The 23,985-nt window shown below is 54.7% G+C and carries 24 protein-coding genes and 1 tRNA gene; 5 read left to right on the forward strand and 20 right to left on the reverse strand.

What is annotated here, in order from left to right; all coding sequences use genetic code 11:
- Window positions 1–25 precede the first annotated feature (25 nt).
- From feoB to DW937_RS05110, 4 genes are all read right to left on the reverse strand, one after another.
- A complete protein-coding gene (gene feoB / locus DW937_RS05095; RefSeq protein ID WP_120120322.1) occupies window positions 26–2,212 on the reverse strand; it encodes a ferrous iron transport protein B in 2,187 nt (728 codons plus the stop codon).
- A 25-nt stretch (window positions 2,213–2,237) separates the two neighbouring features.
- Window positions 2,238–2,459: a FeoA family protein gene (locus tag DW937_RS05100; protein WP_005944554.1), complete on the reverse strand. Its 222-nt coding sequence runs from the start codon at window positions 2,457–2,459 to the stop codon at window positions 2,238–2,240.
- 82 nt (window positions 2,460–2,541) lie between these two features.
- Entirely contained in the window at window positions 2,542–2,757 is a 216-nt protein-coding gene (locus tag DW937_RS05105; protein WP_005944556.1) for a FeoA family protein, read from the reverse strand.
- Between the two features lie 446 nt (window positions 2,758–3,203).
- Window positions 3,204–3,788, reverse strand: a complete 585-nt coding sequence (locus DW937_RS05110) for a DUF3793 family protein (protein ID WP_120120323.1) — start codon at window positions 3,786–3,788, stop codon at window positions 3,204–3,206.
- 332 nt (window positions 3,789–4,120) lie between these two features.
- Here DW937_RS05110 and DW937_RS05115 point away from each other — a divergent pair, with 332 nt between their 5' ends.
- Both DW937_RS05115 and DW937_RS05120 read left to right on the forward strand, forming a co-directional pair.
- Window positions 4,121–4,720, forward strand: coding sequence for a uridine kinase (locus tag DW937_RS05115; protein ID WP_120020947.1), 600 nt, complete (start codon window positions 4,121–4,123; stop codon window positions 4,718–4,720).
- A 275-nt stretch (window positions 4,721–4,995) separates the two neighbouring features.
- The gene (locus DW937_RS05120; protein ID WP_120120324.1) at window positions 4,996–5,511 is read left to right on the forward strand and encodes a hypothetical protein; all 516 of its coding nucleotides are present in this window, start codon (window positions 4,996–4,998) and stop codon (window positions 5,509–5,511) included.
- A 98-nt stretch (window positions 5,512–5,609) separates the two neighbouring features.
- Here the strand turns inward: DW937_RS05120 and rfbB are convergent, their stop codons facing one another.
- The 7 genes from rfbB to DW937_RS05155 all read right to left on the reverse strand — a co-directional run bounded on the left by rfbB (window position 5,610) and on the right by DW937_RS05155 (window position 15,327).
- Window positions 5,610–6,674 carry a dTDP-glucose 4,6-dehydratase gene (gene rfbB / locus DW937_RS05125; protein WP_120020949.1) on the reverse strand — a complete coding sequence of 355 codons (1,065 nt, stop codon included), beginning with the start codon at window positions 6,672–6,674 and terminating at the stop codon, window positions 5,610–5,612.
- Between the two features lie 18 nt (window positions 6,675–6,692).
- A complete protein-coding gene (gene rfbD, locus DW937_RS05130; RefSeq protein ID WP_097775168.1) occupies window positions 6,693–7,610 on the reverse strand; it encodes a dTDP-4-dehydrorhamnose reductase in 918 nt (305 codons plus the stop codon).
- Between the two features lie 21 nt (window positions 7,611–7,631).
- On the reverse strand, window positions 7,632–8,519 hold the full coding sequence (gene rfbA, locus DW937_RS05135) for a glucose-1-phosphate thymidylyltransferase RfbA (protein ID WP_005944568.1): 888 nt from the start codon (window positions 8,517–8,519) through the stop codon (window positions 7,632–7,634).
- Window positions 8,520–8,848: 329 nt separating this feature from the next.
- Complete coding sequence (locus tag DW937_RS05140; RefSeq protein WP_120120325.1) at window positions 8,849–9,640, reverse strand: glycosyltransferase; 792 nt, start codon at window positions 9,638–9,640, stop codon at window positions 8,849–8,851.
- 5 nt (window positions 9,641–9,645) lie between these two features.
- Window positions 9,646–12,069: a glycosyltransferase family 2 protein gene (locus DW937_RS05145; RefSeq protein ID WP_120120326.1), complete on the reverse strand. Its 2,424-nt coding sequence runs from the start codon at window positions 12,067–12,069 to the stop codon at window positions 9,646–9,648.
- Between the two features lie 130 nt (window positions 12,070–12,199).
- Window positions 12,200–13,249: a SpoIID/LytB domain-containing protein gene (locus DW937_RS05150; RefSeq protein WP_165852888.1), complete on the reverse strand. Its 1,050-nt coding sequence runs from the start codon at window positions 13,247–13,249 to the stop codon at window positions 12,200–12,202.
- Window positions 13,250–13,404: 155 nt separating this feature from the next.
- A complete protein-coding gene (locus tag DW937_RS05155) occupies window positions 13,405–15,327 on the reverse strand; it encodes an HD domain-containing phosphohydrolase (protein WP_165852889.1) in 1,923 nt (640 codons plus the stop codon).
- Window positions 15,328–16,050: 723 nt separating this feature from the next.
- Here DW937_RS05155 and DW937_RS05160 point away from each other — a divergent pair.
- A tRNA-Leu gene (locus tag DW937_RS05160) sits at window positions 16,051–16,129 on the forward strand.
- A gap of 62 nt (window positions 16,130–16,191) precedes the next feature.
- Here the strand turns inward: DW937_RS05160 and DW937_RS05165 are convergent.
- The 9 genes from DW937_RS05165 to DW937_RS05205 all read right to left on the reverse strand — a co-directional run bounded on the left by DW937_RS05165 (window position 16,192) and on the right by DW937_RS05205 (window position 22,587).
- Complete coding sequence (locus tag DW937_RS05165) at window positions 16,192–17,688, reverse strand: site-specific integrase (RefSeq protein WP_118526504.1); 1,497 nt, start codon at window positions 17,686–17,688, stop codon at window positions 16,192–16,194.
- 2 nt (window positions 17,689–17,690) lie between these two features.
- Window positions 17,691–18,056: a helix-turn-helix domain-containing protein gene (locus DW937_RS05170; protein WP_113993110.1), complete on the reverse strand. Its 366-nt coding sequence runs from the start codon at window positions 18,054–18,056 to the stop codon at window positions 17,691–17,693.
- Between the two features lie 113 nt (window positions 18,057–18,169).
- A complete protein-coding gene (locus tag DW937_RS05175) occupies window positions 18,170–18,979 on the reverse strand; it encodes a DUF6551 family protein (RefSeq protein WP_097775162.1) in 810 nt (269 codons plus the stop codon).
- The gene (locus DW937_RS05180; RefSeq protein ID WP_097771475.1) at window positions 18,970–19,644 is read right to left on the reverse strand and encodes a type II toxin-antitoxin system PemK/MazF family toxin; all 675 of its coding nucleotides are present in this window, start codon (window positions 19,642–19,644) and stop codon (window positions 18,970–18,972) included. The genes DW937_RS05175 and DW937_RS05180 overlap by 10 nt, the downstream gene beginning before the upstream one ends.
- Before the next feature lie 86 nt (window positions 19,645–19,730).
- On the reverse strand, window positions 19,731–19,958 hold the full coding sequence (locus DW937_RS05185) for a hypothetical protein (protein ID WP_097775161.1): 228 nt from the start codon (window positions 19,956–19,958) through the stop codon (window positions 19,731–19,733).
- A gap of 374 nt (window positions 19,959–20,332) precedes the next feature.
- Window positions 20,333–20,824, reverse strand: a complete 492-nt coding sequence (locus tag DW937_RS05190; protein ID WP_015565818.1) for a sigma-70 family RNA polymerase sigma factor — start codon at window positions 20,822–20,824, stop codon at window positions 20,333–20,335.
- A 533-nt stretch (window positions 20,825–21,357) separates the two neighbouring features.
- Window positions 21,358–22,065: an ImmA/IrrE family metallo-endopeptidase gene (locus DW937_RS05195; protein WP_097784816.1), complete on the reverse strand. Its 708-nt coding sequence runs from the start codon at window positions 22,063–22,065 to the stop codon at window positions 21,358–21,360.
- On the reverse strand, window positions 22,065–22,346 hold the full coding sequence (locus DW937_RS05200) for a hypothetical protein (protein WP_097775158.1): 282 nt from the start codon (window positions 22,344–22,346) through the stop codon (window positions 22,065–22,067). Before DW937_RS05200 ends, DW937_RS05195 begins: the two co-directional genes overlap by 1 nt.
- A 43-nt stretch (window positions 22,347–22,389) precedes the next feature.
- The gene (locus DW937_RS05205; protein ID WP_097775157.1) at window positions 22,390–22,587 is read right to left on the reverse strand and encodes a hypothetical protein; all 198 of its coding nucleotides are present in this window, start codon (window positions 22,585–22,587) and stop codon (window positions 22,390–22,392) included.
- Window positions 22,588–22,796: 209 nt separating this feature from the next.
- Here DW937_RS05205 and DW937_RS05210 point away from each other — a divergent pair, with 209 nt between their 5' ends.
- On the forward strand, window positions 22,797–23,624 hold the full coding sequence (locus DW937_RS05210; RefSeq protein ID WP_117528061.1) for a LexA family transcriptional regulator: 828 nt from the start codon (window positions 22,797–22,799) through the stop codon (window positions 23,622–23,624).
- Window positions 23,625–23,643: 19 nt separating this feature from the next.
- Window positions 23,644–23,847 carry a helix-turn-helix transcriptional regulator gene (locus DW937_RS05215; protein ID WP_242888864.1) on the forward strand — a complete coding sequence of 68 codons (204 nt, stop codon included), beginning with the start codon at window positions 23,644–23,646 and terminating at the stop codon, window positions 23,845–23,847.
- Window positions 23,848–23,985 lie beyond the last annotated feature (138 nt).

The following is a 23,985-nucleotide window of genomic DNA, read 5'->3' on the forward strand; positions in this document are numbered from 1 at the left end:
CCTTTCACAATGTCATGCGGTTCGATCAGATTTTGGTCACGTCGATTTTGACTTCGTTGTTGCCCGCGTACTTGTTGGGACGCACCATCAGGTAGATGAAGGCCACCAGAACAACAGCAGCCACGACGGTGAAGAAGTTGAAGCCGACCTCACCAGTGATGATGCCGCCCAGCTGGTACACGACCAAAGCAGAGCAGTAAGCCAGCGCGCACATATAGCCAATGGCGATGGCCGTCCACTTGCCGTTGTTCATCTCGCGCTTGATGGCGCCCATAGCAGCGAAGCAGGGAGCGCACAGCAGGTTGAAGATCATGAAGGCGTAAGCCGACAGAGCGGTGTAGTCCTGCGCAACAGCAGCCCAGATCTCATCGCCGTTCTCAGACAGCTCGCCGCCGAAGTGATACAGAACACCGAAGGTACCAACCACGTTCTCCTTTGCGATCAGGCCGGAGACGGAAGCGACAGTTGCACGCCAGTTGCCGAAGCCCAGAGGTGCAAAGATCCATGCGACCTTGGTAGCGATCGCAGCCAGCACGGAGTTGTCCTGATCCTCGACCATGCCGAAGACACCGTTCTCGAAGCCGAAGCCCTGCAGGAACCACAGCACAACGGTAGCGGCCAGAATGACGGAGCCTGCGCGCTTGATGAAGGACCAGCCGCGCTCCCAGGTTGCACGGAACACGTTGCCCCATGCAGGCACATGGTATGCGGGCAGCTCCATCACGAAGGGAGCGGGATCACCTGCGAAGAGCTTGGTCTTCTTCAGGATGATACCGGAGCAGATGATGGCAGCCATGCCAATGAAGTAAGCAGAGACAGCCACCAGAGAAGAACCGCCGAACATCGCACCTGCGATGAGGCCGATGATGGGCATCTTTGCGCCGCAGGGGATGAAGCAGGTGGTCATGATGGTCATGCGGCGGTCGCGCTCGTTCTCGATGGTACGGGAAGCCATAACACCGGGCACGCCGCAGCCGGTACCCACCAGCACGGGGATGAAGCTCTTACCGGACAGGCCGAACTTGCGGAAGATACGGTCCATGATGAAGGCGACACGGGACATATAGCCCACATCCTCCAGAATGGACAGCAGGAAGAACAACACCAGCATCTGGGGAACGAAGCCCAGAACTGCGCCGACACCGGCAACGATGCCGTCCATGATCAGGCCGTACAGCCAGCCTGCCACGCCGATGCTCTCCAGAAAACCGCCCAGAGCACCCGGCACGATCTCACCGAACAGGACATCGTTGGTCCAGTCGGTGGCAAAGGTACCAATGGCCCAGCCGCCGTCTGCAATGGAGGTGCCCATGGACAGGGAGTACATCAGGAACATGACCAGTGCGAAGATGGGCAGAGCCAGAATACGGTTGGTCACAATCTGGTCGATCTTATCGGAAACGGTCAGGTGCTCCACGCGGGCCTTCTTTTTAACAGCTTTGCCCACGACGGTGTTGATGTATGCATAGCGCTGGTTGGTGATGATGCTCTCAGCGTCATCGTCCATCTCAGCTTCGCAGTCCTTGATGTGCTGGTCGATGTGGTCGGTCAGGCTCTTGTCGAGCTTCAGCTCGTCCATGACCTTCTCGTCGCGCTCGAACAGCTTGACGGCATACCAGCGCAGGAAGCGGTCATCCACCTTGCCCTGAATGGACTCTTCGATGTGGGCAATGGCGTGCTCCACGCTGCCGGTGAACACATGGGGCAGCTCAGCAGCCTTGGTAGCCTTTGCAGCAGCCACAGCAGCCTTTGCAGCAGCCTCGGTGCCCTCGCCCTTCAGTGCGCTGATCTCCACAGCCTGACAGCCCAGCTCTGCGCTCAGCTTCTTCAGGTCGATCTTATCACCGTTCTTGCGCACCAGATCGATCATGTTCACAGCCATGACCACCGGGATGCCCAGCTCGATCAGCTGGGTGGTCAGGTACAGGTTACGCTCAATGTTGGTACCATCGATGATGTTCAGGATGGCATCGGGCTTCTCCTTGACCAGATAAGTACGGGAAACCACTTCTTCCAGCGTGTACGGAGACAGCGAGTAGATACCGGGCAAGTCCTGAATGATAACATCCTTATCGCCCTTCAGCTTGCCTTCCTTCTTTTCCACCGTAACGCCGGGCCAGTTGCCGACATACTGGTTGGAGCCGGTCAGATTGTTGAACAGGGTCGTTTTACCGCAGTTCGGGTTGCCGGCAAGTGCAATTTTAATGCTCATTGCTTAATCCTTCCTCCCTTTGGGATCAGACTACTTCGATCATTTCAGCATCGGCCTTGCGCACGCTCAGCTCGTAGTTGCGCACGGTCAGCTCCATGGGGTCGCCCAGAGGTGCCACCTTGCGGACATAGATCTCGACACCCTTGGTGATGCCCATGTCCATGATGCGGCGCTTGACCGGGCCTTCACCGTGCAGCTTTGCCACAGTAGCGGTCTCGCCGACCTTTACGTCTTTCAGAGTTTTCATACTTAACCATCCTCCTCTGCTTGTCTTTATAGAGAGACTATTCCAGTTTCGGAGCAGCTCCCAAACAGCGCCGGGGCACTGTTCAGCCAATCATGATACGGTTTGCCATGGTCTTGTCCAGCGCGATGCGGCTCTCCTTGACCTGAATGATCAGGTTGCCTGCGATCTCGTTGACGACCGTTACCTCACTGTCCACCACAAAACCCAGCTCTGCCAGATGCAGCCGGATCTCGTCCTTGCCGGTGATCTTTTTGATGGTGACGGTCTCCCCTGCTTTTGCCATTGTCAAAGGCATCATACTTCCGCTTCCCTTCCTGTTTGAATCTGGGATATCGCTGCGGTTAGTCAGCCGCAACTACCAACGTGGATAGTTTACGCTCACTAACCTTTTATGTCAATAGTTTTTTCACAATTAAAAGTTAGTTCATATGAACAAACAATTTTTCTGCCCGATTTTTTCCGTTTTTTCACCACAATCAACAACAACTAACTCAAATTATTGAATCAAAGTTAGCCATTGTTTACATTTTCTCGTTCTTTTTTTGCGGCATCTTGTAAACTATCACAAAGCTTTTTCTCTGCCCTGCTGTGCTCTTTTTGCAGCAAATGACACAGCCGCGCGGTACAGTGGTCAGTCTGCACCGCGCGGCCGCGTGTCAAAAGGAGGATTTCTTTCCTGCCAGTGCGTGGACACCAGCAGGTGCCAGGATAAAAAGAGAGTATTTGAAAAGAGAATGACAAATTTTAAGCCGCCACGGCAAGGCGGAGAATTGGTGTTCCACTGTGGAACAGCCGCAGATAGACTGCTGTGCACTTGCTCAGCTGGTCAAAGTGCTTCTGCGCTGCATCCGGGTCGCCATAGGACTTCCAGCAGCCGCAACAGGTAAAGTTCTTGCCGCGGTTCTCGATGAAGCCCACAACATCCCCCAGTGGATAGCCAAGGAACACCCCGATCTCATGCGGAAATTCTGCCGAACAGCACAGCTTGCGGGAAAGCTGAGTGAGCATATTGCCCACATCCGGTGCTTCACCCGCTTCCGGCAGGCGGTAGCCCTCCTTCCGCAGAAAGCTCTGCACCTTTTCATCTGCCAGCACGGCAGCCAGCCTGCTTTCGCGGTAGACATACACAAGATACCGGTGGTTGAGCACGCATCCCTTGAGCACCCGCACACGCAGGCCCTTGGGCTGAAGCTGGGCATTCCAGTTTTTCACCCGGCGTGCAAGGTCGGCGCAGTCGCGGGTCTCATAGCGGAACAGGCCTGCCGGTTTCAGGCTGGCCAGCACCGGGGCACACTGTTCGATCATGACCGTTTCAAAATTGCGCTCCATGTCTGTGCCCTCCCGCCTTGTTTCTCCGGGCTATTGTTCCCCGGATGTGCCGTGTTTATAAGTTAGTTTTTCCTAACCCGGATTTCAAAAAAGAAGCGGCTTTGCGCGGAGCATTCAATGCTTCGGCCTGCCGATCTGTTTCTTGTGGTTAGTTATTTCTAACGTGACTGTATCTTACCACAGCGGTGGGCCGTTGTCAACACTTTTCTTGAAAAAAGTTATTCGCAGCAAACCTCGTTTTTCTCCACCTCGCTTTTTGTGCGTTCTACCGTTTTGGCGCAGGCTGTGATATAATGAAAAAAATTTATATTCTCTTAAAGGAGCACGTATCCATGCCACAGAGCATCACACCGGAAAGCCTGATCTCAATCCTCGCCGCCGCACTGGCACAGCAGCCCACAAAGCCGCTGGTGCTGGCGCTGGATGGCCGCTGCGGCAGCGGCAAGACCACCCTTGCAAATACGCTGGCCCGGCAGTTCCCGGCCAGCATCACCCTGCACACCGATGATTTTTACCTGCCGCCTGCACAGCGCATCCGCGGCTGGGAGAAAACGCCCTGCGCCAATATGGACCTTGCCCGCCTGCGGGACGAAGCCCTGCGCCCAGCCTACGAGGGCCAGCCGGTGCAGTACCGTGCCTATTCCTGCCGCGAGGGTGCGTACCTGCCCGCGCGGGAGCTGGCCGCGCAGCCGCTGGTGATTTTGGAAGGCAGCTACAGCCACCACCCGCTGCTGACCGGCTGCGAAACGCTGCGGGTGTTCCTGACCTGCGCAAAAGAAGAGCAGACCCGCCGCCTGCAGGCGCGGGAGGGGGAGCGATATGCCAATTTTGCCGCCCGGTGGGTGCCGCTGGAGGAGGGCTATTTTGCGCAGTACCACATTGCGGAGACGGCGGATTTTGTGGTAGACACCACCCAAAGCGGGACGATTTGAAATGGCTTCCGCTTCGCTCTAGCCATTATCAGCGGAAGAATTATTTTTATTTGTAGTTCCGAAACGCCTGCGGGCGTTTCGGAACTACTTTTTCACGGGGAGGGGGCTCCCTTTTTGCGCACCTTGCCCAAAAAGGCGGGAAATATTTTTCTCTCCCTGCGTGAATTGGGGTTCTTTTGCATCGAATCGCGCTTGCAGGGGGCGGGCGGCGTCTGATATACTTATGGTATGGAAGAAAGCAACACCACGCTACAACAAAGAACGGAGGTAGATTTATGAAAAAACTGGCAAGACTGACCGCTCTTTTGCTCACCGGTGCGCTGCTGCTGGTGCTGACCGCCTGCGGGGCTGTGACCGAGACCGAGCAGCAGGCAAAGCAGCAGCTGCTGGGCGAGATCAACAGCTACCGCGCAAGCATCCAACTTGCGCCGCTGGTGGAAGTAAAACAGCTCTCTGATGCCGAGCAGGTTTGGGCAGAGCAGTTCCGCGCCGCCGGTAAGACTGAGTTGCCAGAAAGCGAAACAGGTGAAGTCTTTGATCGTTGGTATAGCATGACCAATGGTTGGAGTTCATATGATGATTTCGGCTGGGGTTTGGATAGAAGAGAGGATGGGAAATTCGACATTCTGTCTGCCAAGGTTCCAGCCAACACCCCGGAGGGCAAGGCAGAGCTGTTGAAAGAATTGAGAGACTCTGGTACCTTTGATTATGATGGTTGCAAGCACGTCGGCATTGCCGTTGTGACAATTGACAGACAGATGTACTGGACCTGCACCGTGTTCTACAACTGATCTCCCCCCTCCCCGCATAGAACAGCACCCCTTGAACTGAACAAAGCCGGACAGCTTGCGGGCTGTCCGGCTTTTGGTTTGGCCTGATCTACAGGCTGTTACTTATTCTTGTACATATCCTGATAGTAGTTCTGGTAATCACCGCTGGTGACGTGGTCCATCCACTCCTGATGGTTCAGGTACCAGTCAATGGTCAGCACGATGCCCTTTTCAAAGGGGGTCTCGGGGTACCAGCCCAGATCGTTCTTGATCTTGGTGGGGTCGATGCCGTAGCGGCGGTCGTGGCCCAGACGGTCGGCCACATGCTTGATGAGGTCCTCGCTGATGCCCTCGTCCTGCAGACGGTCATGCAGCTGGTTGATGATGGTCTTGACGATGAAGATGTTGGGGCGCTCGTTGTGGCCGCCCACGTTGTACACCTCGCCGACCTTGCCGCCGTTGGCTACCATGTCGATGGCCTTGCAGTGATCTTCCACATACAGCCAGTCGCGGATCTGCATACCGTCGCCGTAGACGGGCAGCTGCTTGTGGTGCTTGACGTTGTTGATCATCAGGGGGATCAGCTTCTCCGGGAACTGGTAGGGGCCGTAGTTGTTGGAGCAGCGGGTGATGTTCACGGGCATGCCGTAGGTATCGTGGAATGCCATAACGAACATATCGGCGCTGGCCTTGGAGGAAGAATAGGGGCTGTGGGGGCACAGGGGGGTGGTCTCCATAAAGAAGCCGTCCGCACCCAGTGCGCCGTACACCTCATCGGTGGACACCTGCAGGTACTTCTTGCCCTCTTTCCAAGTCTTGGCATCGGCATCATACCATGCTTCCTTGGCGCGCTGCAGCAGGTTGACCGTGCCCATCACGTTGCTCTGCACAAAAATTTCGGGGTTCTTAATGGAGCGGTCCACGTGGCTCTCGGCGGCAAAGTTGATGACGTAATCGAAATCGTACTTCTGGAACAGGCCTTCCACCAGCTCCTTGTCGCAGATATCGCCCTGCACGAACACATGGCGGGGGTCGCCCTCCACATCCTTCAGGTTTTCCAGATTGCCGGCGTAGGTCAGCTTATCCAGATTGACCAGCAGGATCTCCGGGTATTTCTTGAGCATATAATGCACAAAGTTGGAGCCAATAAAACCGGCGCAGCCGGTGATCAGATAGGTTTTCATAGGTTCAATTTCCTCTTTTCAGTCTTTCATCCCGTTGTCGCCGTCCCAGTGGGCGAAGAAGCAGGCCAGAGCGTCTCTCCAGTCGCGCACATCGTTGCCCACGGTGCAGCGCAGCATCCGGTTGTCCAGTGCGCTCCACTTGGGGCGGTCGGCGCTTTCCGGGTGCTTTGCCTTGTATTCCTCGCTGGTGCAGGGTGCCACAGCGGCATCCACGCCGGACAGGCGGATGATCTCGGACGCAAAATCATACCACGAGCAGATGCCCTCGCCGGTGCAGTGATACAGGCCGTACTCGTGGGTCACGCACAGCTGCAGGATCTCGTGGGCCAGATCCACCGCGTTGGTGGGGTTGCCGCACTGGTCATTGACCACTTCCAGCTTGCCAAACTTCTTGCCTGCGTTCACGATGGTCTTGACGAAGTTTTTGCCGTAGTAGCTGTAGAGCCACGCGGTGCGCACGATGAAGTGACGGTGGCAGAACTGCTCCACATACTTTTCGCCCATGAGCTTGGTAGAGCCATAGGCGCTGATGGGGCCGGGAATGGTGGCTTCGTCCTGTGCAACGCCGCCGTTCTCACGGCCGGAGAACACATAATCGGTGGAGACGTGTACCAGTCGTGCACCGGTCTTTTCCGCTGCCTGTGCCAGATTGCGGGGGCCGAGGGCGTTTGCCTTGAAGGCGGCATCATGGTTCACTTCGCAGCCGTCCACATTGGTGTAGGCAGCGCAGTTGATGATGACATCCGGGCGGTTGCGGCGGATGAACTCGTCCACCATTTTGTAGTTGGAGATATCCAGATCCGGCAGGTCCACGGCGATCACCGTGGCATTGAGCAGCTTTTCGGGGATGGGGCCGATCTCGCTGCGGCCTTCGCGCAGCTGCTTGAGGATCTCGGTGCCCAGCTGACCCTTGCAGCCGGTAACAATGATTTTCATATGGGTATGCCTCTCTTTTGCTTAATAGCGCAGCTTGCCGTCTGCAACGTTCTTCAGGTGCTGGCCGTAAGGACTCTTGCCGTAGCGCTCAGCGCTTTCCAGCAGGGTGTCGCGGTCGATCCAGCCGTACTTGAAGGCGATCTCTTCCGGCGCACTGATCTTGATGCCCTGACGCTTCTCGATCATGCGCACAAAATCGGCTGCCTCCACCAGACTGTCCATGGTGCCGGTGTCCAGCCATGCAAAACCGCGGCCCAGCAGCTGAACATCCAGCTCGTCCTTCTTCAGATACATGTCATTCAAGGTGGTGATCTCCAGCTCGCCGCGGGCAGAGGGCTTGACCTGCTTTGCCATCTTCACAACCTCTTTGTTATAGAAGTACAGGCCGGTGATGGCGTAGTTGGACTTGGGATGCTGCGGCTTTTCCTCCACGCTGAGCACCTTGCCGTCCTTGTCGAACTCCACGATGCCAAAGCGCTCCGGGTCCTGCACATAGTAGCCGAACACGGTGCAGCGGCCTTTGTTTTCCGCATTGGCGGCGGCGGTCTTGAGGATCTTGGAGAAGCCGTTGCCGTAGAAGATGTTATCGCCCAGGATCATGGCGCAGCAGTCGTCGCCAATGAACTCTTCGCCCAGAATGAAGGCCTGTGCCAGACCGTCCGGAGAGGGCTGAACTTTATACTGCAGATGGATGCCGTACTGGCTGCCATCACCCAGCAGCGCCTCAAAGCGAGGCGTATCGGTCGGGGTGGAGATGATCAGGATGTCCTGAATGCCTGCCAGCATCAGCGTGGACAGGGGGTAATAGATCATCGGCTTGTCGTAGACCGGCAGCAGCTGCTTGCTGGTGACCATGGTCAGCGGGTAAAGCCGGGTGCCGGCACCGCCGGCAAGAATGATACCTTTCATATTTGTGCACTCCTTTAAAATAGATTGAAAAGTTGTGCAGCTGTACGCCGCCCAGACGGGAGACCGCCCGGATGACGTATGGATTCAAAGCGGAGCTGCGTCCGCTGTAAACAAATTCAGGAGCCGCTCCCCCCTGCCCAAAATGGCAAAATGGGAATAGCAGTTCACTTTATTTTACTATCAAATCACACAAAAAGCAAGAAAGAACGGCTTTCCCGAAAAATTTTCCGGAAAAGCCGTTCTGAAACTCCTTCAGTCTCGCATTTGTTCCGCCCAAAAGGCCCCCTCTCCGAAGGGGCTGGCAATGCCGCAGGCATTGGCTGGGGGAGTTACCACGCAAAGCCCCACTTGGAGAAATAGCGCAGCAGGCTGCGCAGCTGCCACAAAAAGGGCTTCAGACTGCGGTGCGCGGCGCGGTGCCATGCATGGATGGCCGTATACTGGGGCACCAGATACGCTTTGCCCCGGGTGCGCATCTTCTGGGTGAGGTCGGCATCCTCCACGTACATGAAGTAGTCCTCGTCAAATCCGCCCACAGCCTTGAACACCGCAGTGTCCACGGCCGAGAAGCTGCCGGTGCAGAACTCGATCTCGGTGGGTTTTGTCAGGTCTTTGTCCGCCATGAGATAGCGCTCGTTGTACTTTGCCCAGAATTTCAGGCAGGGCAGCTGGCGGTACACCATGGCCCGCACACTGCACCGGCGCAGCGGCAGACGCTGGGGCCGCCCGTCCGGGAAGGTGAGTGCGGGCCGCGCCATCACCACGCCGGGGTGCTGTGCCATCCAGTCCGCAAGGTCGCTCAGCGTATCCGCAGTGAGCTGGATATCCGGGTTCAGGATAAAGTGCACCCGGCTTTGCATCAGGCTGAGCACCGTGTTGTGGCCGGTGCCAAAGCCGCCGTTCTCTGTGCGGCAGAGCACCTCTACCTTCTGGTCCTCGCGGATGTGCAGGGTGCCGTCCTTCGCGGCCTTTGCAAGGCACTGGCCGCTGCCGTCAGGGCTGGCGTTGTCCACCAGATACAGCGTCAGCGGGTGGCGGCGGGTGCAGTCCAGCACGGTCTGTGCCGCCCTGAGCGCTTCATCCGCGCCGTTATAAACTACAATACAAGCAGAAAGTTCCATGTCGTTCACTCCAGCGGTTTGATGTCAAAGCTGAAGTCCTCTTTCATCAGGTCAAAGTTCGGGTTCATGCAGGGGTCGCCTGCGGCCAGCTGCTTTGCCCACCGCTTCTGGAAACGCTCCACCTCCGAGATAAAGCGCTTGCGCTTGACCGGGTTCTCGTCCAGACCGCGGCTCTTGCTCTCGTAGTGGTACAGCTGTGCAAAGGGGGTGAACACGTTGGTATAGCCCGCTTCACGCACGCGCACGCAGAAGTCCACGTCGTTGAAGGCCACAGCAAAGCTCTCGTCCAGACCGTTCACCTGCTCGTAGACGCTCCTGCGCACCATCAGGCAGGCGGCAGTGACCGCATACACATCCTGTGCATAGACCAGACGTCCCATATAGCCGGGGTGGCCCACCGGGAAGTTCTTGTGCATGTGGGCCGCAAGGGTCAAAAAGCCGAAGCCGATGCCCGCGTGCTGGATGGTGTTGTCCGGATAAAGCAGCTTTGCGCCCACGCAGCCCACACGGTCCTGCTGGGCGTACATGAGCATTTCTTCGATCCAGCGCGGAGAAATGACCTCGGTATCGTTGTTGAGCAGCAGCAGGTATTCGCCGGTGGCTTCCTTTGCGCCAAAGTTGTTCAGGGCGCTGTAGTTGAAGCCGGTGCCCTGCCATGTGATCACCTTCAGGTTCTTGTGCTCCTTCTGCAGCTTTTCATAGCAGCGGAAGGTGGCAGGCTCCCTGCTGTTGTTCTCGATGACGATGATCTCAAGATCCTCATAGGTGCTCCTGCGGTAGATGGACTCCACGCAGGTGCGCAGGTCGGAAGAATGGTCGCAGCTTGGGATCAGGATGCTGACCCGGCCCGGCTTTGTGATGGTATAGTCCGTCTTATAGAAGCCCGGCGTACCCGGGATCATGGAAACTTCATCCACCGGCACACCCACACGCTCGTAGTGGGCATACAGGGCCTTGACCGCAGCTTCCAGACAGTAGGTCTTGGCCGAAATGTTGCTTGCCACGCTGGTGGGGCTGGAGCGCCAGTAGTACAGCAGATGCGGGATATGCACGATCTTGTGCGCCTTTTCGGTCAGGCGCAGGTAGAGGTCATAGTCCTGACTGCCGTTGTAGGCTGCACGCTCATCGCCGCCCACAGCGGCCAGCAGCTTTGCGCTGAACACGCTCAGGTGGCAGATATAGTTGTTGGAGCGCAGATTATCCAGCATATAATCCGGCTTGAAATGGTAAACGGTCAGATGGTCGATGTCGCCCTCAAAGGTCACTTCATCCGTATACACAAAGTCTGCGCCCTGTTCGGCAATGGCCTGTGCCACGTACCACAGAGCACAGGGGTGCAGGATATCATCGTGGTCCAGCAGGGCGATGAACTCGCCCGTTGCCAGTGCAAAGCCCTGATTGGTGTTGCCCGCAATGCCCTCGTTCTTTTCCAGCTTCTGGTAACGGATGCGGGGGTCTTCCGCAGCACGGGCTGCTACGGTCTGGCCCACCGTCTCGTCCTGACCGGCATCCACAAGGCACAGCTCCCAGTTCTGATAGGTCTGGTTCTGCACCGAGTCCAGCAGCTCCACCAGAAACTGCTGCGGCGTATTGTACAGCGGCACCACGATGCTGATGCGCGGCGCGGCGGGCTGGTCGGCCACCTGCCTTACCAGCAGCTCTGCGCTGGCAAAGCGGTCGGCGCGCATGGTCCTGCCCGGGAACAGCTTCGCATATTCCTTTTTGGCCTTTGCCTGCGCACGCACGCCGGAAATGCCCACCCGGCGCAGCTGGCCCAGAAAGACGAACGGCGGGAAGGTGTGTGCCAGCTGACGGCCCTTGCTGACAAAGTAGCGCAGCGGCCAGCTCATCTTCCAGAAAGTAGAGCTGGTCACATTGTTCAGTGTCTTTTCCAGATCCTGCTCATGGCTGCGGCTCAGCGAAAGATCACTGCGCAGGCGTTCCAGCTGAGCCGTCAGCTCTTCGCCGGTGCGCTCGGCCTGCTGCATCCGCTCTCGCAGATCGTCCAGCGTCATCTCGTAGCCTGCCAGCAGCTGCTGTGCATCCTGCACAGCGGCGCTGCGGCAGAACAGCGCGGTCTGCTGGGCTTTGCCGCGGTTCTTCCACTCAAAATCCCGGTACAGGCCCTGTGCGGCCAACTGCTTTGCACAGTCAGCCATGGCCGATGCATCGGTGCATACCAGCAGCACCTGTGCACACTGCAGTGCGGGCAGGTCCACCCATTCCGGATCCTCCACCACCAGCAGGGCAGCGGTGCCCTGCTCTGCATTCTCCGGCAGCAGCTGTGCGCCGGCCTTTTCCAGTGCTTCGGCCAGTGCGCCGCTGCCGCCCAGCACCTGAATGCTGGCAGGAGTCAGCTCCCGCACGATGCGCTGCGCCAGTGCACGGCAGCGCTCGGCCTGTCGTTTGGTTTCTTTTTCCTGATCCATTCCGATCTCCGCTCCTATGGAACTTTTTTATCTTAAAATGATCTCTCAAAAAATCACACGATTTATAGTATACCAAATTCGGCATGATTTGAGAAGGTTTTGCGCGCATTTCTTTGCAGTTTTCCACTGCTTACCAGTGGAACAGGCTGTGCAGCCAGCCAAAGAACCCACCGCCGGAGCTGCCGGAAGCGGAAATGCTCACATCCGTGTAGTAGTGGCTCAGGATCTCCCGGTAGCCCATGCCCTGCTCCTGTGCGTAACCCACAGCACCGCACTGGCTCATGCCCACGCCATGGCCAAAGCCGTAATAGGTCATGCAGGGAGTGCCGCTTTCGTCCGCGCCAAAGTCGAAGCAGTAGCGGGAGGAAACGAACTGGCCGATATAGCGGTAGCTGCGGCCATTGGAAACAAAGGTGTTGTACTGCACAAAGCCGCCCAGATCCTTGTGGGTGGTGTCGGCGCTGACGTAGGGCTCGCCGGTGCGGCTGTCGTTATACTCTTTATAGATATAGTCTTTTCCGATGACCCGGCGCAGCTTGTTGTGGTACTGCCGCTCATAGGGGCTCTCCACGCTCTGCAGATACGGCACATCGGTGCCCCATGCGTCCCGGCTGGAGCAGGTGCCGTACACGCCGGTTTGGGTGTTGTAGCCCGCACTGGCCGACCACACGGCATCGCAGACGCTGCCGTTGTAGGTGAGCACCTCGTTCTTCACCGGTTCCACCGCCCTGCGGATGGCTTCCCGTGCTGAGGACGGGATCTGATCCACCGGAGTGTAGATGAGCGCATTGGAAGAGGAGCCGTACTGCTTGTGGTATTCCAGATAGGAATGGATGGCCACCGCCTGTGCCTTCCACGCCTGCTGGGCGGCGCTGGCGCTGACATAGCTGCCAATGGAGCCAAGCTCCGTGTAGGTAATGCCCACAAGGCAGTCCACAAGGTTCAGCGTAACATTGCGCTGCAGGCCTTTTCCCTTGATGTTAAGGTAAGGCATGGTGATGGTATCACTGGTGCCAAAGAGCCATGCAAGGCAGTTTTCCTCCTCGGCAGGGATCAGGGTCGTGTCCGCGCCGCCCATAGTGGTGGCTGCCGAAGCCGCCGGGACCAGCACGCAAACGCACAGCGCTGCTGCCAGCACAAACGCCGCCGCGCGGCGCACAAACCGATGCAGATGTTTCAAAAGTGATCTCCTCCTGTTTTTTGCAGATTTCTGACTGTGTTTTTTACAGTGTAACACAGCCTGCGCCTGCGGGCAAGGACTGGACTTTCGTTTTCACATCTGGACAAAGAAGAAACCGGAGGGCCTTTCCCGTTCGGGCTGCTCTCCGGTCTGATTTATAAGGTCTCCGGCCGACGACGCATGGCATCGTCGATCTCGTTCTCGATCTCCCGCAGGCAGTCCAGCAGCACCGGATTGAACGCCCCGGCCTCGCCGGTGCAAAGCATCTGCACTGCAGCCGCGCAGGGTACCGGCGGCTGGCTTCCGCTGCCAGTGGTCAGCGTTTCGTAGGTATCCGCAAGGCCGACCACCTGTGCCGCAATGGGGATCTGTTCGCCAACCAGCTGGTCCGGGTAGCCGCTGCCGTCGTACCGCTCGTGGTGCCAGCGGCAGATCTGATAGGCTACCCGCACAAAATCTTCGTCGCGGTAGGCATCCAGCTCTTCCAGCATCCGTGCACCCAGCAGGGTATGCTGGCGCATGGTTTCTTCATCCTCCGGCGTGCGCGGCTCCGGGCTGTTCAGGACCTGCTCCCCGATCTCCATTTTGCCAATGTCGTGCAGCACCGAGGCCATGCTGATGGTACGGCGCATCTCCTGCGTCAGGGGGTAAGTCTCGGTCTTTTGCACCAGATGGTCCAGCAGCATTCCGGTCAGGGTGCTGATGTGCTGCACATGGGTGCGGCTCTCGCCGTTGCGGCGCTCCACCACCCGGCTCAGAATGCCGATCATCATTTGGCTGCGCTTTTCCTTTTGCGACACCTGATCCGCCACCATGGCGCTCAGGCGGCGCTGCTTTGCATACATGCGGATGGTGTTGGTAATGCGCTGATACACCACCCTTGCATCAAAGGGGCGGCTGATATAATCGGACGCACCCAGATCAAAGGCGCGGCGCACCGTGTCCACATTGTCCTCGCTGGAGATCATGATGACCGGGATCTCTTCCAGCATTCCGCGCTGGCTCATGGCTTCCAGCACGGTAAAGCCGTCAATGCCGGTCATGTGGATATCCAGCAGCACAACGGAGATGCCGGTGGGGTTCTGTTCCAGCAGGCGTAGGCAGTCCTCGCCGGAAGCCGCTTCGGCAGTGTCGAACTGGCTGTTCAGCATCTGGCTGAGCAGCATCCGGTTCATGGCCGAGTCGTCCACGATGAGCACACTCTGGCGGCTGTGGGTGGGCTGCAGGGCGTGCGGCTCCGGCTGACGCTCGGTGATCACGGTGTTTTTCTGGATGCGTGCATAGTGCATCAGCCGTTCCGCGTGCTGCACCGCATCGTCCACATTTTCGTCGTCGATCCACACGCCGCCAATGCTGGCCGACATGCGGATGCGGGAGTAGCCCGGCACGCTGGCCGCCTGCAGCTGCAGACGGATCTGTTCCAGACGCGGGCTGAGCTGTTCCTGCCGGATGTCCGGCAGCAGCAAAAGCAGCCTGCCGCCGTCGTAGCGGATCAGGCGGTCTTTTTCCGAAAGGCCGCGCCGGATGGTGCTTACCGCCGTTTCCAGCACGCTATTGCCTGCACCGGAGCCGTAAACATCGTTGGAGAACTTCAGATCGTCCATATCCAGCATCGCCACACCGGCGGTAATGCTGCGGTAGCGGTAGTTCTCATCGTAATAGGTGCGGTTGTAGGCACCGGTCAGCGGGTCGCGGTAGCGCTTTTCCCGCTCGTCGGTAATACTGTTGAGCAGCCGCTCACCGTTTTCCGGGTCCAACAGAACGCTGCGGTCGATCTTGCGGGTCAGCTCCAGCACACAGAGTTGGCCATCCACCTGCACACAGCTGGCCGTGATCTCGTACAGCTCCTGCCCAAAGTATTCCAGCCTTGTTTTCCGGGTGTTCTTTTCCAGCGCCTGCCTTGCCACGCAGTTTTCACACGGACGGCTGCGCCGCCACTGGGCATAGCAGGGCGCGCTGCCCTTTTTGCCGCCCTGCACCTCGTCCGCCTTCATCAGGCGCACCGTCATGAACACCTTGCGGAGCTGGCGCATTTCCTCTTCCATCTGCTGGCGTGTTCTGTTTTTCTTGCTCATCATCGCATATCCCCCGCTGCAAAACCGCGCGTTTTTGGCCGCACGGCATTCCTTCACGAATAACATTATACTATTTTTTACCAGAATACGTCAATCTTCACCCCTTGCAGCCTGCGGTGCGGAATGTGTCGTTTTGATCCTGTAAAATCAACGTAAGCTCTTTATTTTTGTAAAATTTCCTCATCAGACACCGTACTGTGCCGCACAAAGCGACGCAAATTGGGGAGTGCAGTTTTCCGGCCGTCTTCTGCCCGCTCTGCCCGGGAACAGTCCACGTGTTTCCGCCGGAAACTCAGTCTTGATTTTGTGCGCAGAATCCGCTATAATAGTAACGTTCTTTTGAATTGCATATCAGCCGGTGTGTCGGAATGGCAGACGAGGGGGACTCAAAATCCGCTTCGTGATTTTCCATATCTGCACAAGAAATTCACGAGGGCGCGTTGAATTTTGAGAGTTTGTCGGAATGGGATTTCTTACATCCCTCCTGAACATCCCTCCAATCTTCAAAAACCGGTACTAATGTCCCAAAATTGAATATCAGCCGATGTGGCGGAATGGCAGACGCAAACGACTCAAAATCCGCTTCGTGATTTTTCTTGTCTGTACGAGAAATTCACGAGTGTGCGTTGAATTTTGAAGGTTTGTCGAAGCAGGATTTCTTACATCCCTCCTGAACATCCCTCCAATCTTCAGAAACCGGTACGAATGTCTCAAAATTGAATATCAGCCGATGTGGCGGAATGGCAGACGCAAACGACTCAAAATCGTTCGGGAAACCATGTGGGTTCGAGTCCCACCATCGGCACTTCATCATAAAACAGCTTAGGCTCGAAAGATTTTAGGCTGTTTTTCTTTTTTGCCCATTTTTTATACTTTGGCGTTTTCTGGGAAGATATTGACGATTGCATTCGCCGAAGATACCTTACTGGAGAAATCCAGATGTGTATAAATGTTGCTTGTCGTGCTGATGTCGCTGTGCCCCAGCCACTCCTGAATCTCCTTCAGGCTCACGCCATTGGCATAGAGCAGACTGGCGCAGCTATGGCGCAGATCGTGAAAGCGGATACGCTTCATCTGGTGTGCGATCAGAAAATCCGGGAAATGTTGGCTCAGGAAATCGGGCCGAATCCGTTTTCCCATCGGGTCTACATAGATATAGTCAAGATAATCGGTGCAATAGCTTTTGCCGCAGACCTTCCGATTCTGCTCCTGCTCCTTTTTCATTTTATTGAGCATCTGCTCACAGGCAGGGATTAGGGGAAGTGTCCGGCAGCTCGACTTTGTTTTTGTCTTATCTCGTGCGATTTCTGTTAGCGTTCCGTTGACCTTTGCGGTCACAACCGTATGCTGAATGCTGATTTTCTTGTTTTCAAAGTCAATGGCATCCCATTTCAAGCCAACAACTTCACTGCGCCGCAGGCCGTAGAATGCAGCCATGATAACGCCAAACTCCGAAGGGTCACCTTGAATCGCTTTGAAAAGCTGCTCCAGTTCTTCACCGCTGTAAATCTCCGACTTGAACTTTTCCTTACGAGGACGTTCAACGCGATCTGCCGGGTTGGAACGGATCATGCCGATTTGAAAAGCGTACTGCAAGCATTTGCGGATGTTGGCGTGATAGTGAATGACGGTGTTTGCCGTAAGGCCACGATCCAACTCATGCTGGTAGAAGTCTTGGATGTATTTGGGATGCTGTTCCATATCCTGCAATGTATAGTGGAGCGGTTCAAAATATGGGACGATCTTGTGAACGATTGCTCTTTCATAGCTGGTATAGGTTGTGATTTCCACTCGTGACTTCATCATTTTCAACCAGTCCGTGATGAAGTCGGTGAAAAGTACCGGGGAGTTATCAAGGCAGGGGTCAACTTCTTTGATGGGGCTGACCTTCAGCCAATTATTGTCAACGGCATATTGTAGGGCATCGGTCAACTCCTTGTGCCAATCCAGAAGCTGCTGTACACTGGCCTCCTCCTGCTGACGCTCATAGCGGAAGAACGTTTCCAGATCGCGCGGAGAGAGTGCTTTCAAAGACAGCCGCTTCTTTTCAAAGTATGGGACAACTACTCTTCCCAGATCATAAGCATATCTGCCATAGGTTTCGGGCGGAAGGTTCATCACGCTTTCCCGAAGCCAGCGGTTCAGATATTCCGATACCGGCAGGTCGGAAACCTGCTGCATCGTTTCAGGGTTAAACTCTTTTTGTGTTTTACGCAACAGAGATTCAGCTCTTTTTTTGTTTCCTTTAACAGGAAGTCCTGTGCTGATGGATTTGGTTCTGCGCTTTCCATCTGTGTCTTTCCAGCTCAGAATCATCTGATACATACCGTTTTGTTCTCTTAAATGTCCGGCCACATTTGTCATAGTTATGCTCCTTTCTGTTCGCAGCCAAACGTCCTTTGCTTAGGCATCATAAGTTTAGAAGATTCTGGAGTGTTTTGCAAGGATGGCACAAGGGAGTTTGAAAGGTGCATCCCTCCAAGTTGCCGATCCTGATCGAGCAGGTACTCTACCACGCAGAGTTTTGGTATCTTATAGCTGCGTCCTACACGCGCCGAGTGGATCTTATTCTGCTTGACCAACAGATACGCATTCTTCCGGCAGATGCCAAGCATTTCCTGAAGATGCTCCACCGTCACCACATCCGGGTAGTCCTTGAACATCGTCAGATACCTCTCCGTCTTTCGGTCAGGCTCTTCCTGAATCAAAGTGCAGGCTGCGATCTCGCTCATTCCTGTCCTCTCTTTCTAGTTCAATATGTCGATTATTCAGCAGAAAATACTATATGTAAAGTGTGATGGTCTTTTTCGGGGACCATCTCACTTGCCAAAGGAGATATTTGAGCTTAGAACTTCATCGGCAGTGCGTCTTTCCTGCACTTGCCGTTGTAGGTGGTGTAGATGGGGTAAACGTACCGCCGCCAGCCCGGAAGCTTGGCGGGGTTATCCCGGCTGACACGGTAGAGCTCCATGGGATGGACGCCGCTCAGCGCACGGACAAGCCGCTCCTCGCTGTACTGCCCATGATACAGCTGCACAAAGTACATCACGCCCCGCAGGACAGCCGCCCGGAAGGAATCCGGTTTGCCCTCCCACGCTTCCACGATGTGCCGCAGAGCTTCGCAGTAGATCTCTTCGCCCAGCTGGTCGTACAGCTTCAGCGCCGTGCCCACGCAGCCGATGCGGTAGTCGCTCAGCTGCATACTGTCGTAGTTGAGGGAAAGCCCCGCCCGGTTAGTGGCTGCGACAAACGCCTTGGAAGGCGCATCGCCGCCCACCACCTTGGCGCGCAGCTTGATGCCCGCCGACAGGGGTGCGGCGTGACCGTTCTGCTCGGCAAAGAGCAGGGCTTCCTGCTCCATCGTCAGACCGGTGTAGACCTTGCAGAGGATCGGGCGGTCCTCGCCGCCGTTGAGGAGGATGCAGCCCTCGATGGTGTGCTGCCCATCCATTACATAGTACCTGCCGTTGCGGAAGCTGACCTTCGGCTCGTTAACGATGTACTCGTTGAAGTCCCTTGCAATCAGCTCCACCCTCTTGCGCTCTACGCCCCGCTGGTAGATCTCGCGGGGATAGATCAGCTTGCTGCTGTGGATGACCGAAAGCTGGTACGGCGGGTTGATACCAATGAAAGTATTGTTGTCGTTCAGGCGCATCGCATTTCCTCCTTGATTCTCCAAATGTACTTCTCGGCTTCCTCTAAGATCTCAGTCACCTGCTGCTTCCGCTTCGGGCTGGTGAGCAGGCTGGGATTGAAGGTGAAGCTATATTCGAGCCGCTGGATCATGGCATGAACCGCGGATTGCAGTTCGGTGTACAGCATCATTTCCTCGATGCTTCCGGCGTTCTCAAAGGACGACCGGATGGGCGTATAGGGGTAGACAGGCGGTTTGCCATCCACCACCTCAGGCGGCGCATAAACCGCCGTAGAGCGCCGGATAGGCTCTATCTGCTGGATGCTGCCCATAGGGTTCAGCGCAAGGCTGATGCGAACCGCATCATCCACCCGGCGCATCTCCTCTGGGGTCAGATGCCCCAGATACTTCAGTGCCCGGCTTTTGTCGATGGTGAAGATCTGCTCTGCCTGCACAACGGACGGCATATTCAACCCTGCGTTTTCCAACAGGCAGTGGGTCGGCTGGTTTACTTTCTTTTCCGCCTTGCTTGTCATGGTCGCAACGATCAGGGTCGGAGAGTGATAATTGCCCACGTCATTCTGAAGAATGACCGCCGGGCGGTCACCGTGCTGTTCCGAGCCGGTGCTCGCCCCGAAATGGGTGAAGAAGATGTCTCCGCGTTGGAATTTCCAGTTTTGCTGCAAAATTGTACCTCCATGTTGTTATGTGCAAAACCCGCTGCCGGATGTTCCGCAACGAGCTTCGTTCAAGGTATGGTGGTATGGTTGGGTCAGCGGTGCATGACCACATAATCATAGCCGCGCCGCATCTGGCAGACGGTGCATGTGTCCATGCTCCGGTCTGGGCTGGGTACAAGCGCGATCTTGAATGCCTTTGCATCCACAAAGTGCCGCAGACAGGTACCGCAGAGGGTGCGGATGGACTTGACCATCTCAGGGGTCAGCTCCATCTCCTCGTAGATCTCCTGCTCGCGCACCGTGGGGTTCAACTCGTCCATAAAAGTGTCCTCCTATGTATCAAAAGTGAATATTCGGATAAAGAATAAATAAGAGTACGTAAAAAAACGGGAACTGCCGGATGCGTGGAACGTACCCGACAGTTCCCGGATCAATATGATTAAAGGTCTCGCATATTCGCCCTCGGCTCCCTGCGAGTGGGGCATGAACATCTGGCAGCGGACTTGTACCGCTTCATTGGCATTTCAGCCACCCCGTCTGCTTTGTGACCGGGCCGCGAATTACGGAAGTATCATTATCGGAGTACCAGATGACGGAACTATTCAGTTTTCAAGGTCCCTGAGGTCGGACGTTTCGCCCTGCGGCAGGTGCCGCTTGGGAAATTGTCCTCTCACTTGGTAGCCGACGAGAAAGGTCAATTCGTAGCATTGAAATTGAAGTTTTTCAAAAATTTAGTAATTCTCTTGATTTTGATACTAATAGTGGGCCGAGATACGCCGTAGACTTTAGAAATTTCAGTGATGTCGTATCCCTCGTAAGCGTACATGGTGATGATTTCCAAATCTTCGGTTTTCAAAGTTTCGAGTGCAGTAAGCAACTGCTCGTTCTCAATCTCACCAATCCATGCAAAACGGCTTTTAGTTTCGTGGTAAGTATCTGTCACGGTAATCGCATCCTGATAGCGTAGCATCAAAGGCGACGCTTCTTCCTCAGAGCTTTCATACGCAGGAGCGGTGAATTCCTGCGTCCGCTCGATAAAGGTACGCTCCGAATTGAATTGCTGACGGTCATAATCGTACATCTTCTGGATGGCCTCTTTCGTCATTCCCGCAGCTGCGTACTCGATGCGCAACTTTTCCCAGTGTGCTTCAAACTTCTTCAACTCATAGCCTTTATTAAAAGACATCGTAAACCTCCAAATTTTCGATAAGTCGTAAAAAGTCGAAAATTTGGAAGGCTACGGATATTTCGCCGCTTGGGGCATCCATGAAAAACGGACAAACATAAAGCCTGCTCCTTTTTACGGGAGCAGGCTACCTGAAGGCTAAAAAAATAGCCGGACAACCAACTAACAGAGCGGTTCTAAAGCAGAATCACTCTATCAGCTGTTGCCCGGCTATTTGGTGCGCGTTTCATACATTGCCTTGCGGCAATGGCCCGTTGCTCGGTGACGAACAGTCCATATTCAGGGTGCAATGCACCCGATTTTTGAAATTGTGGTTTGTCTAAAAAAGTCAGCGTCTGCGGTAGGCTAAGTCAACTGTTGCTATGTTACCGCACTTGAGGCACTTTATGCTGATAGAGCCTGAACAGCTCTCGTTTTTTTGGTAGAGCTTGTGTCCGCAAACCGGACAAAACCTCCAGCCAATGCTGAATTGTGCCTGCTGTATATTGTTCAGCGGTTTACTCTTAAAAGAGCGATTATTTGACCAAGTCATATTATTCTCCAAATCGAATGACGTCCAATGGATGGCAGTGGATGGGTTTTCCGTTGATGACCTGCATCTGCTGTAATCTGATCCTGATCGCAGACCACGATACCCCGATCCGTGCAGCCATCTCCAGAATTCTTTCATAGTTCGGGTCCGATGCGGATTTGTACAGGATTCCATTTGGCAGGCACAGCGCTGCACGTTCTATTTCGGCGTTGACCAGAAATGTTGGCATCAGCAGCTCCGCTGCAAGGGTATTCGCCTGCCATTCTTCCCATGAGGGCTGTCCGTTTCGTTCCCGATAGGCAATGTGCCCACGGCACTTGACTGCTTTTCCGTAGTCGTTCGGAAACAGGTCAGCCAGTATATGGTGCGCCGCTTCATGCGCTATCGTGAAATTCCGGCATCCGGTGCAGCTGTCTGACGCAAGGGCGGAATCGATTACAACGTCCTTCGGCATGAACACCTCCACAAGCTTTGTCCCGTCCCCCAAGGTTACGGTAAAACCGCATTTCTGGAAAACAGTCAGTCCTAGAATACTTCCATCGCTGCATAGCGGCAGCATTTTCACATTCAGCCCAAGAACAGAACTTGCGAGCCGTTCAGGGTCAATGGGTTCTGGGTCATCTTTACTGATCCCGAAACGGGTATAGTACTGGTCGATATACTTACCCGCTATGTGCGAAAGATCTGCGCGGGATAAGTATCTTGCCATTACGAAGCACAGCTTTCCGGCACGGAGCAGTAGGCTTCCACGAACCACTTGCCCCGTTCAAGCCAAAGATTCCGCTTCTGACCGCAGATCAGGCAGGTGAAGCAGTGACCTTTTCCGCCTAGGCGTGATGTCCCATGTTTGACTGCCAAGACCCGATCAATTCCATAAGTGTGAGCCTTGTCATAGTTTATGGCAAGAGGGCGGATCTTACCGTCAGGAGTAAAACGAACGTCCACTTCGACGTATCTTTTCTCACGGCGAAGGTTGTAATCACCACACATCAGAATTCCTCCTTTTTGCGGATTTATCAAAACACGGCGTGCATTACTTGCGAATCATACTGCGTGCCACGAGCTGTTTTTCGTTCAACAGCGGAACGGACACTGTATGTTTTTTCCACTCATCCATAGAGCAGGTCACTGCTTTGCACAGACGGCATTTTGTCCAGCCACCGGTTTCATCAAGATCCACATCATAATTCATGGTTCCGCACATTGGACATCTTACATTTTCTTTTCTCATAGTATCACCTCGCAAAAAAACGCCAAACAAACACAATCCCATACGAAAATAACACCAAAAGGCTGTTATTTGTGGATTTGGTTTGATTATATACCCACTTTATGGAGATGTCAATTACGCATTTGTCGCCATTTTAGAGATTTCCTGTTGATTTCTTATATTTTCTATACTATAATAGAGCTACCGGATCACAAAGGAGTGTTCTTGTTATGAAAAAGAAAACCACGCTCACCAAAATGCACATAGCCCCATCCACAGTGCGCTATGATGCAGTCGCTGCGAGGGATAGCAATGAGGTTGGTCAGATTCTCGCAGGCACACGAAAAAGGAATGGCTATTCACTTGTAACTTTCTCTGAACTTCTCCGTCACTATGGCGTCGATGTCAGTGATAAAGGAATCAGCAAATGGGAAAAAGGCTATACCACTCCTAGCATCTACCAACTAGTTGCAATCTGCTACGCATTGAACATCAAGGAGGGTCCTTCCTACTTTACAAAGAACTTCCAGAAACCCGCCCTTCTAAATGACATCGGGCAAAAAAAAGTCGCTGAGTACGAAATGGACTTGATTGCATCCCGGCGCTACCAGCCAGACGCAGAAGAGCCCGCGGAAATCGACTACATAATGATGCCTGTATCAGAGTTGCCAGTATCGGCAGGTCTAGGAGCTTTTCTTGAGGGTGAAATGTTCCAGCAGATACAAGTGCCTGCCAGTAGCGTTCCGGCTGGTGCCGAGTTCGGGATATATGTTAGCGGTGATAGTATGGAGCCACGCTATCATAACGGACAGATCGTATGGGTGAAGCGCTGCGAAGAACTTAAATGCGGGGATATCGGGATATTCGTATATGATGACTGTGGATATCTGAAAAAATACGATGAACATACCCCAGACAAATCCCAAGCAGAGTTCCTTACCGACAGCTATGGCGTGGTGCATAACCAACCGGTTTTGGTTTCTCTTAACACCAAATATTCGCCGATCCTTATATCTCCAGAGCAAAGATTCGAGGTTGTTGGAAAAGTTTTGAACTAAAAAGATGGGAGGAGTTTTCGTGGATACGATCAAGCGTGTTCAGGATTTGATGCAAGCGCGTGATATGAATCTGTGTGTGTTGGCAAAGAAATGCGGAATATCGTACTCCACGATTCAAACCACCGCCCGTCGGGGAGGGCAGTTAAGCGTAGAGACGATTGAAAGAATTTGTCAGGGTTTAGGAATTACATTAAAAGACTTCTTCGATTCCTCCTACCTGTAAATATAGGGGCAGCAAAAAAGCCGTTCGCCACGCTGGAAAATCTGCGTGGTGAACGGCTTTAATACTGCTTCTATTTATCCTTTGGTAATCTCCAGATAAACACTAATCTCCATGATTGTTACCATTGAAGGAATACAT

Origin of the sequence: Faecalibacterium sp. AM43-5AT (assembly GCF_003603345.1) — a bacterium.
In the GTDB taxonomy this organism is placed as follows: Bacteria; Bacillota; Clostridia; order Oscillospirales; family Ruminococcaceae; genus Faecalibacterium; species Faecalibacterium taiwanense.

Excerpts from the sequence above, each read along its gene's own strand:
- DW937_RS05115 (WP_120020947.1), top strand. The coding sequence starts at position 4,121 with ATGCCACAGAGCATCACACCGGAAAGCCTGATCTCAATCCTCGCCGCC.
- DW937_RS05190 (WP_015565818.1), bottom strand. The coding sequence starts at position 20,824 with ATGTCTTTTAATAAAGGCTATGAGTTGAAGAAGTTTGAAGCACACTGG.
- DW937_RS05195 (WP_097784816.1), bottom strand. The coding sequence starts at position 22,065 with ATGGCAAGATACTTATCCCGCGCAGATCTTTCGCACATAGCGGGTAAG.
- DW937_RS05175 (WP_097775162.1), bottom strand. The coding sequence starts at position 18,979 with ATGCGCCTGAACGACAACAATACTTTCATTGGTATCAACCCGCCGTAC.
- DW937_RS05105 (WP_005944556.1), bottom strand. The coding sequence starts at position 2,757 with ATGATGCCTTTGACAATGGCAAAAGCAGGGGAGACCGTCACCATCAAA.
- rfbD (WP_097775168.1), bottom strand. The coding sequence starts at position 7,610 with ATGAAAATCATTGTTACCGGCTGCAAGGGTCAGCTGGGCACCGAGATC.
- DW937_RS05145 (WP_120120326.1), bottom strand. The coding sequence starts at position 12,069 with ATGGATCAGGAAAAAGAAACCAAACGACAGGCCGAGCGCTGCCGTGCA.
- feoB (WP_120120322.1), bottom strand. The coding sequence starts at position 2,212 with ATGAGCATTAAAATTGCACTTGCCGGCAACCCGAACTGCGGTAAAACG.
- DW937_RS05165 (WP_118526504.1), bottom strand. The coding sequence starts at position 17,688 with ATGACAAATGTGGCCGGACATTTAAGAGAACAAAACGGTATGTATCAG.
- rfbB (WP_120020949.1), bottom strand. The coding sequence starts at position 6,674 with ATGAAAACCTATCTGATCACCGGCTGCGCCGGTTTTATTGGCTCCAAC.
- DW937_RS05185 (WP_097775161.1), bottom strand. The coding sequence starts at position 19,958 with ATGGACGAGTTGAACCCCACGGTGCGCGAGCAGGAGATCTACGAGGAG.
- DW937_RS05205 (WP_097775157.1), bottom strand. The coding sequence starts at position 22,587 with ATGAGAAAAGAAAATGTAAGATGTCCAATGTGCGGAACCATGAATTAT.
- DW937_RS05210 (WP_117528061.1), top strand. The coding sequence starts at position 22,797 with ATGAAAAAGAAAACCACGCTCACCAAAATGCACATAGCCCCATCCACA.
- DW937_RS05100 (WP_005944554.1), bottom strand. The coding sequence starts at position 2,459 with ATGAAAACTCTGAAAGACGTAAAGGTCGGCGAGACCGCTACTGTGGCA.
- rfbA (WP_005944568.1), bottom strand. The coding sequence starts at position 8,519 with ATGAAAGGTATCATTCTTGCCGGCGGTGCCGGCACCCGGCTTTACCCG.
- DW937_RS05140 (WP_120120325.1), bottom strand. The coding sequence starts at position 9,640 with ATGGAACTTTCTGCTTGTATTGTAGTTTATAACGGCGCGGATGAAGCG.
- DW937_RS05200 (WP_097775158.1), bottom strand. The coding sequence starts at position 22,346 with ATGTGTGGTGATTACAACCTTCGCCGTGAGAAAAGATACGTCGAAGTG.
- DW937_RS05110 (WP_120120323.1), bottom strand. The coding sequence starts at position 3,788 with ATGGAGCGCAATTTTGAAACGGTCATGATCGAACAGTGTGCCCCGGTG.
- DW937_RS05120 (WP_120120324.1), top strand. The coding sequence starts at position 4,996 with ATGAAAAAACTGGCAAGACTGACCGCTCTTTTGCTCACCGGTGCGCTG.
- DW937_RS05170 (WP_113993110.1), bottom strand. The coding sequence starts at position 18,056 with ATGAGCGAGATCGCAGCCTGCACTTTGATTCAGGAAGAGCCTGACCGA.
- DW937_RS05155 (WP_165852889.1), bottom strand. The coding sequence starts at position 15,327 with ATGATGAGCAAGAAAAACAGAACACGCCAGCAGATGGAAGAGGAAATG.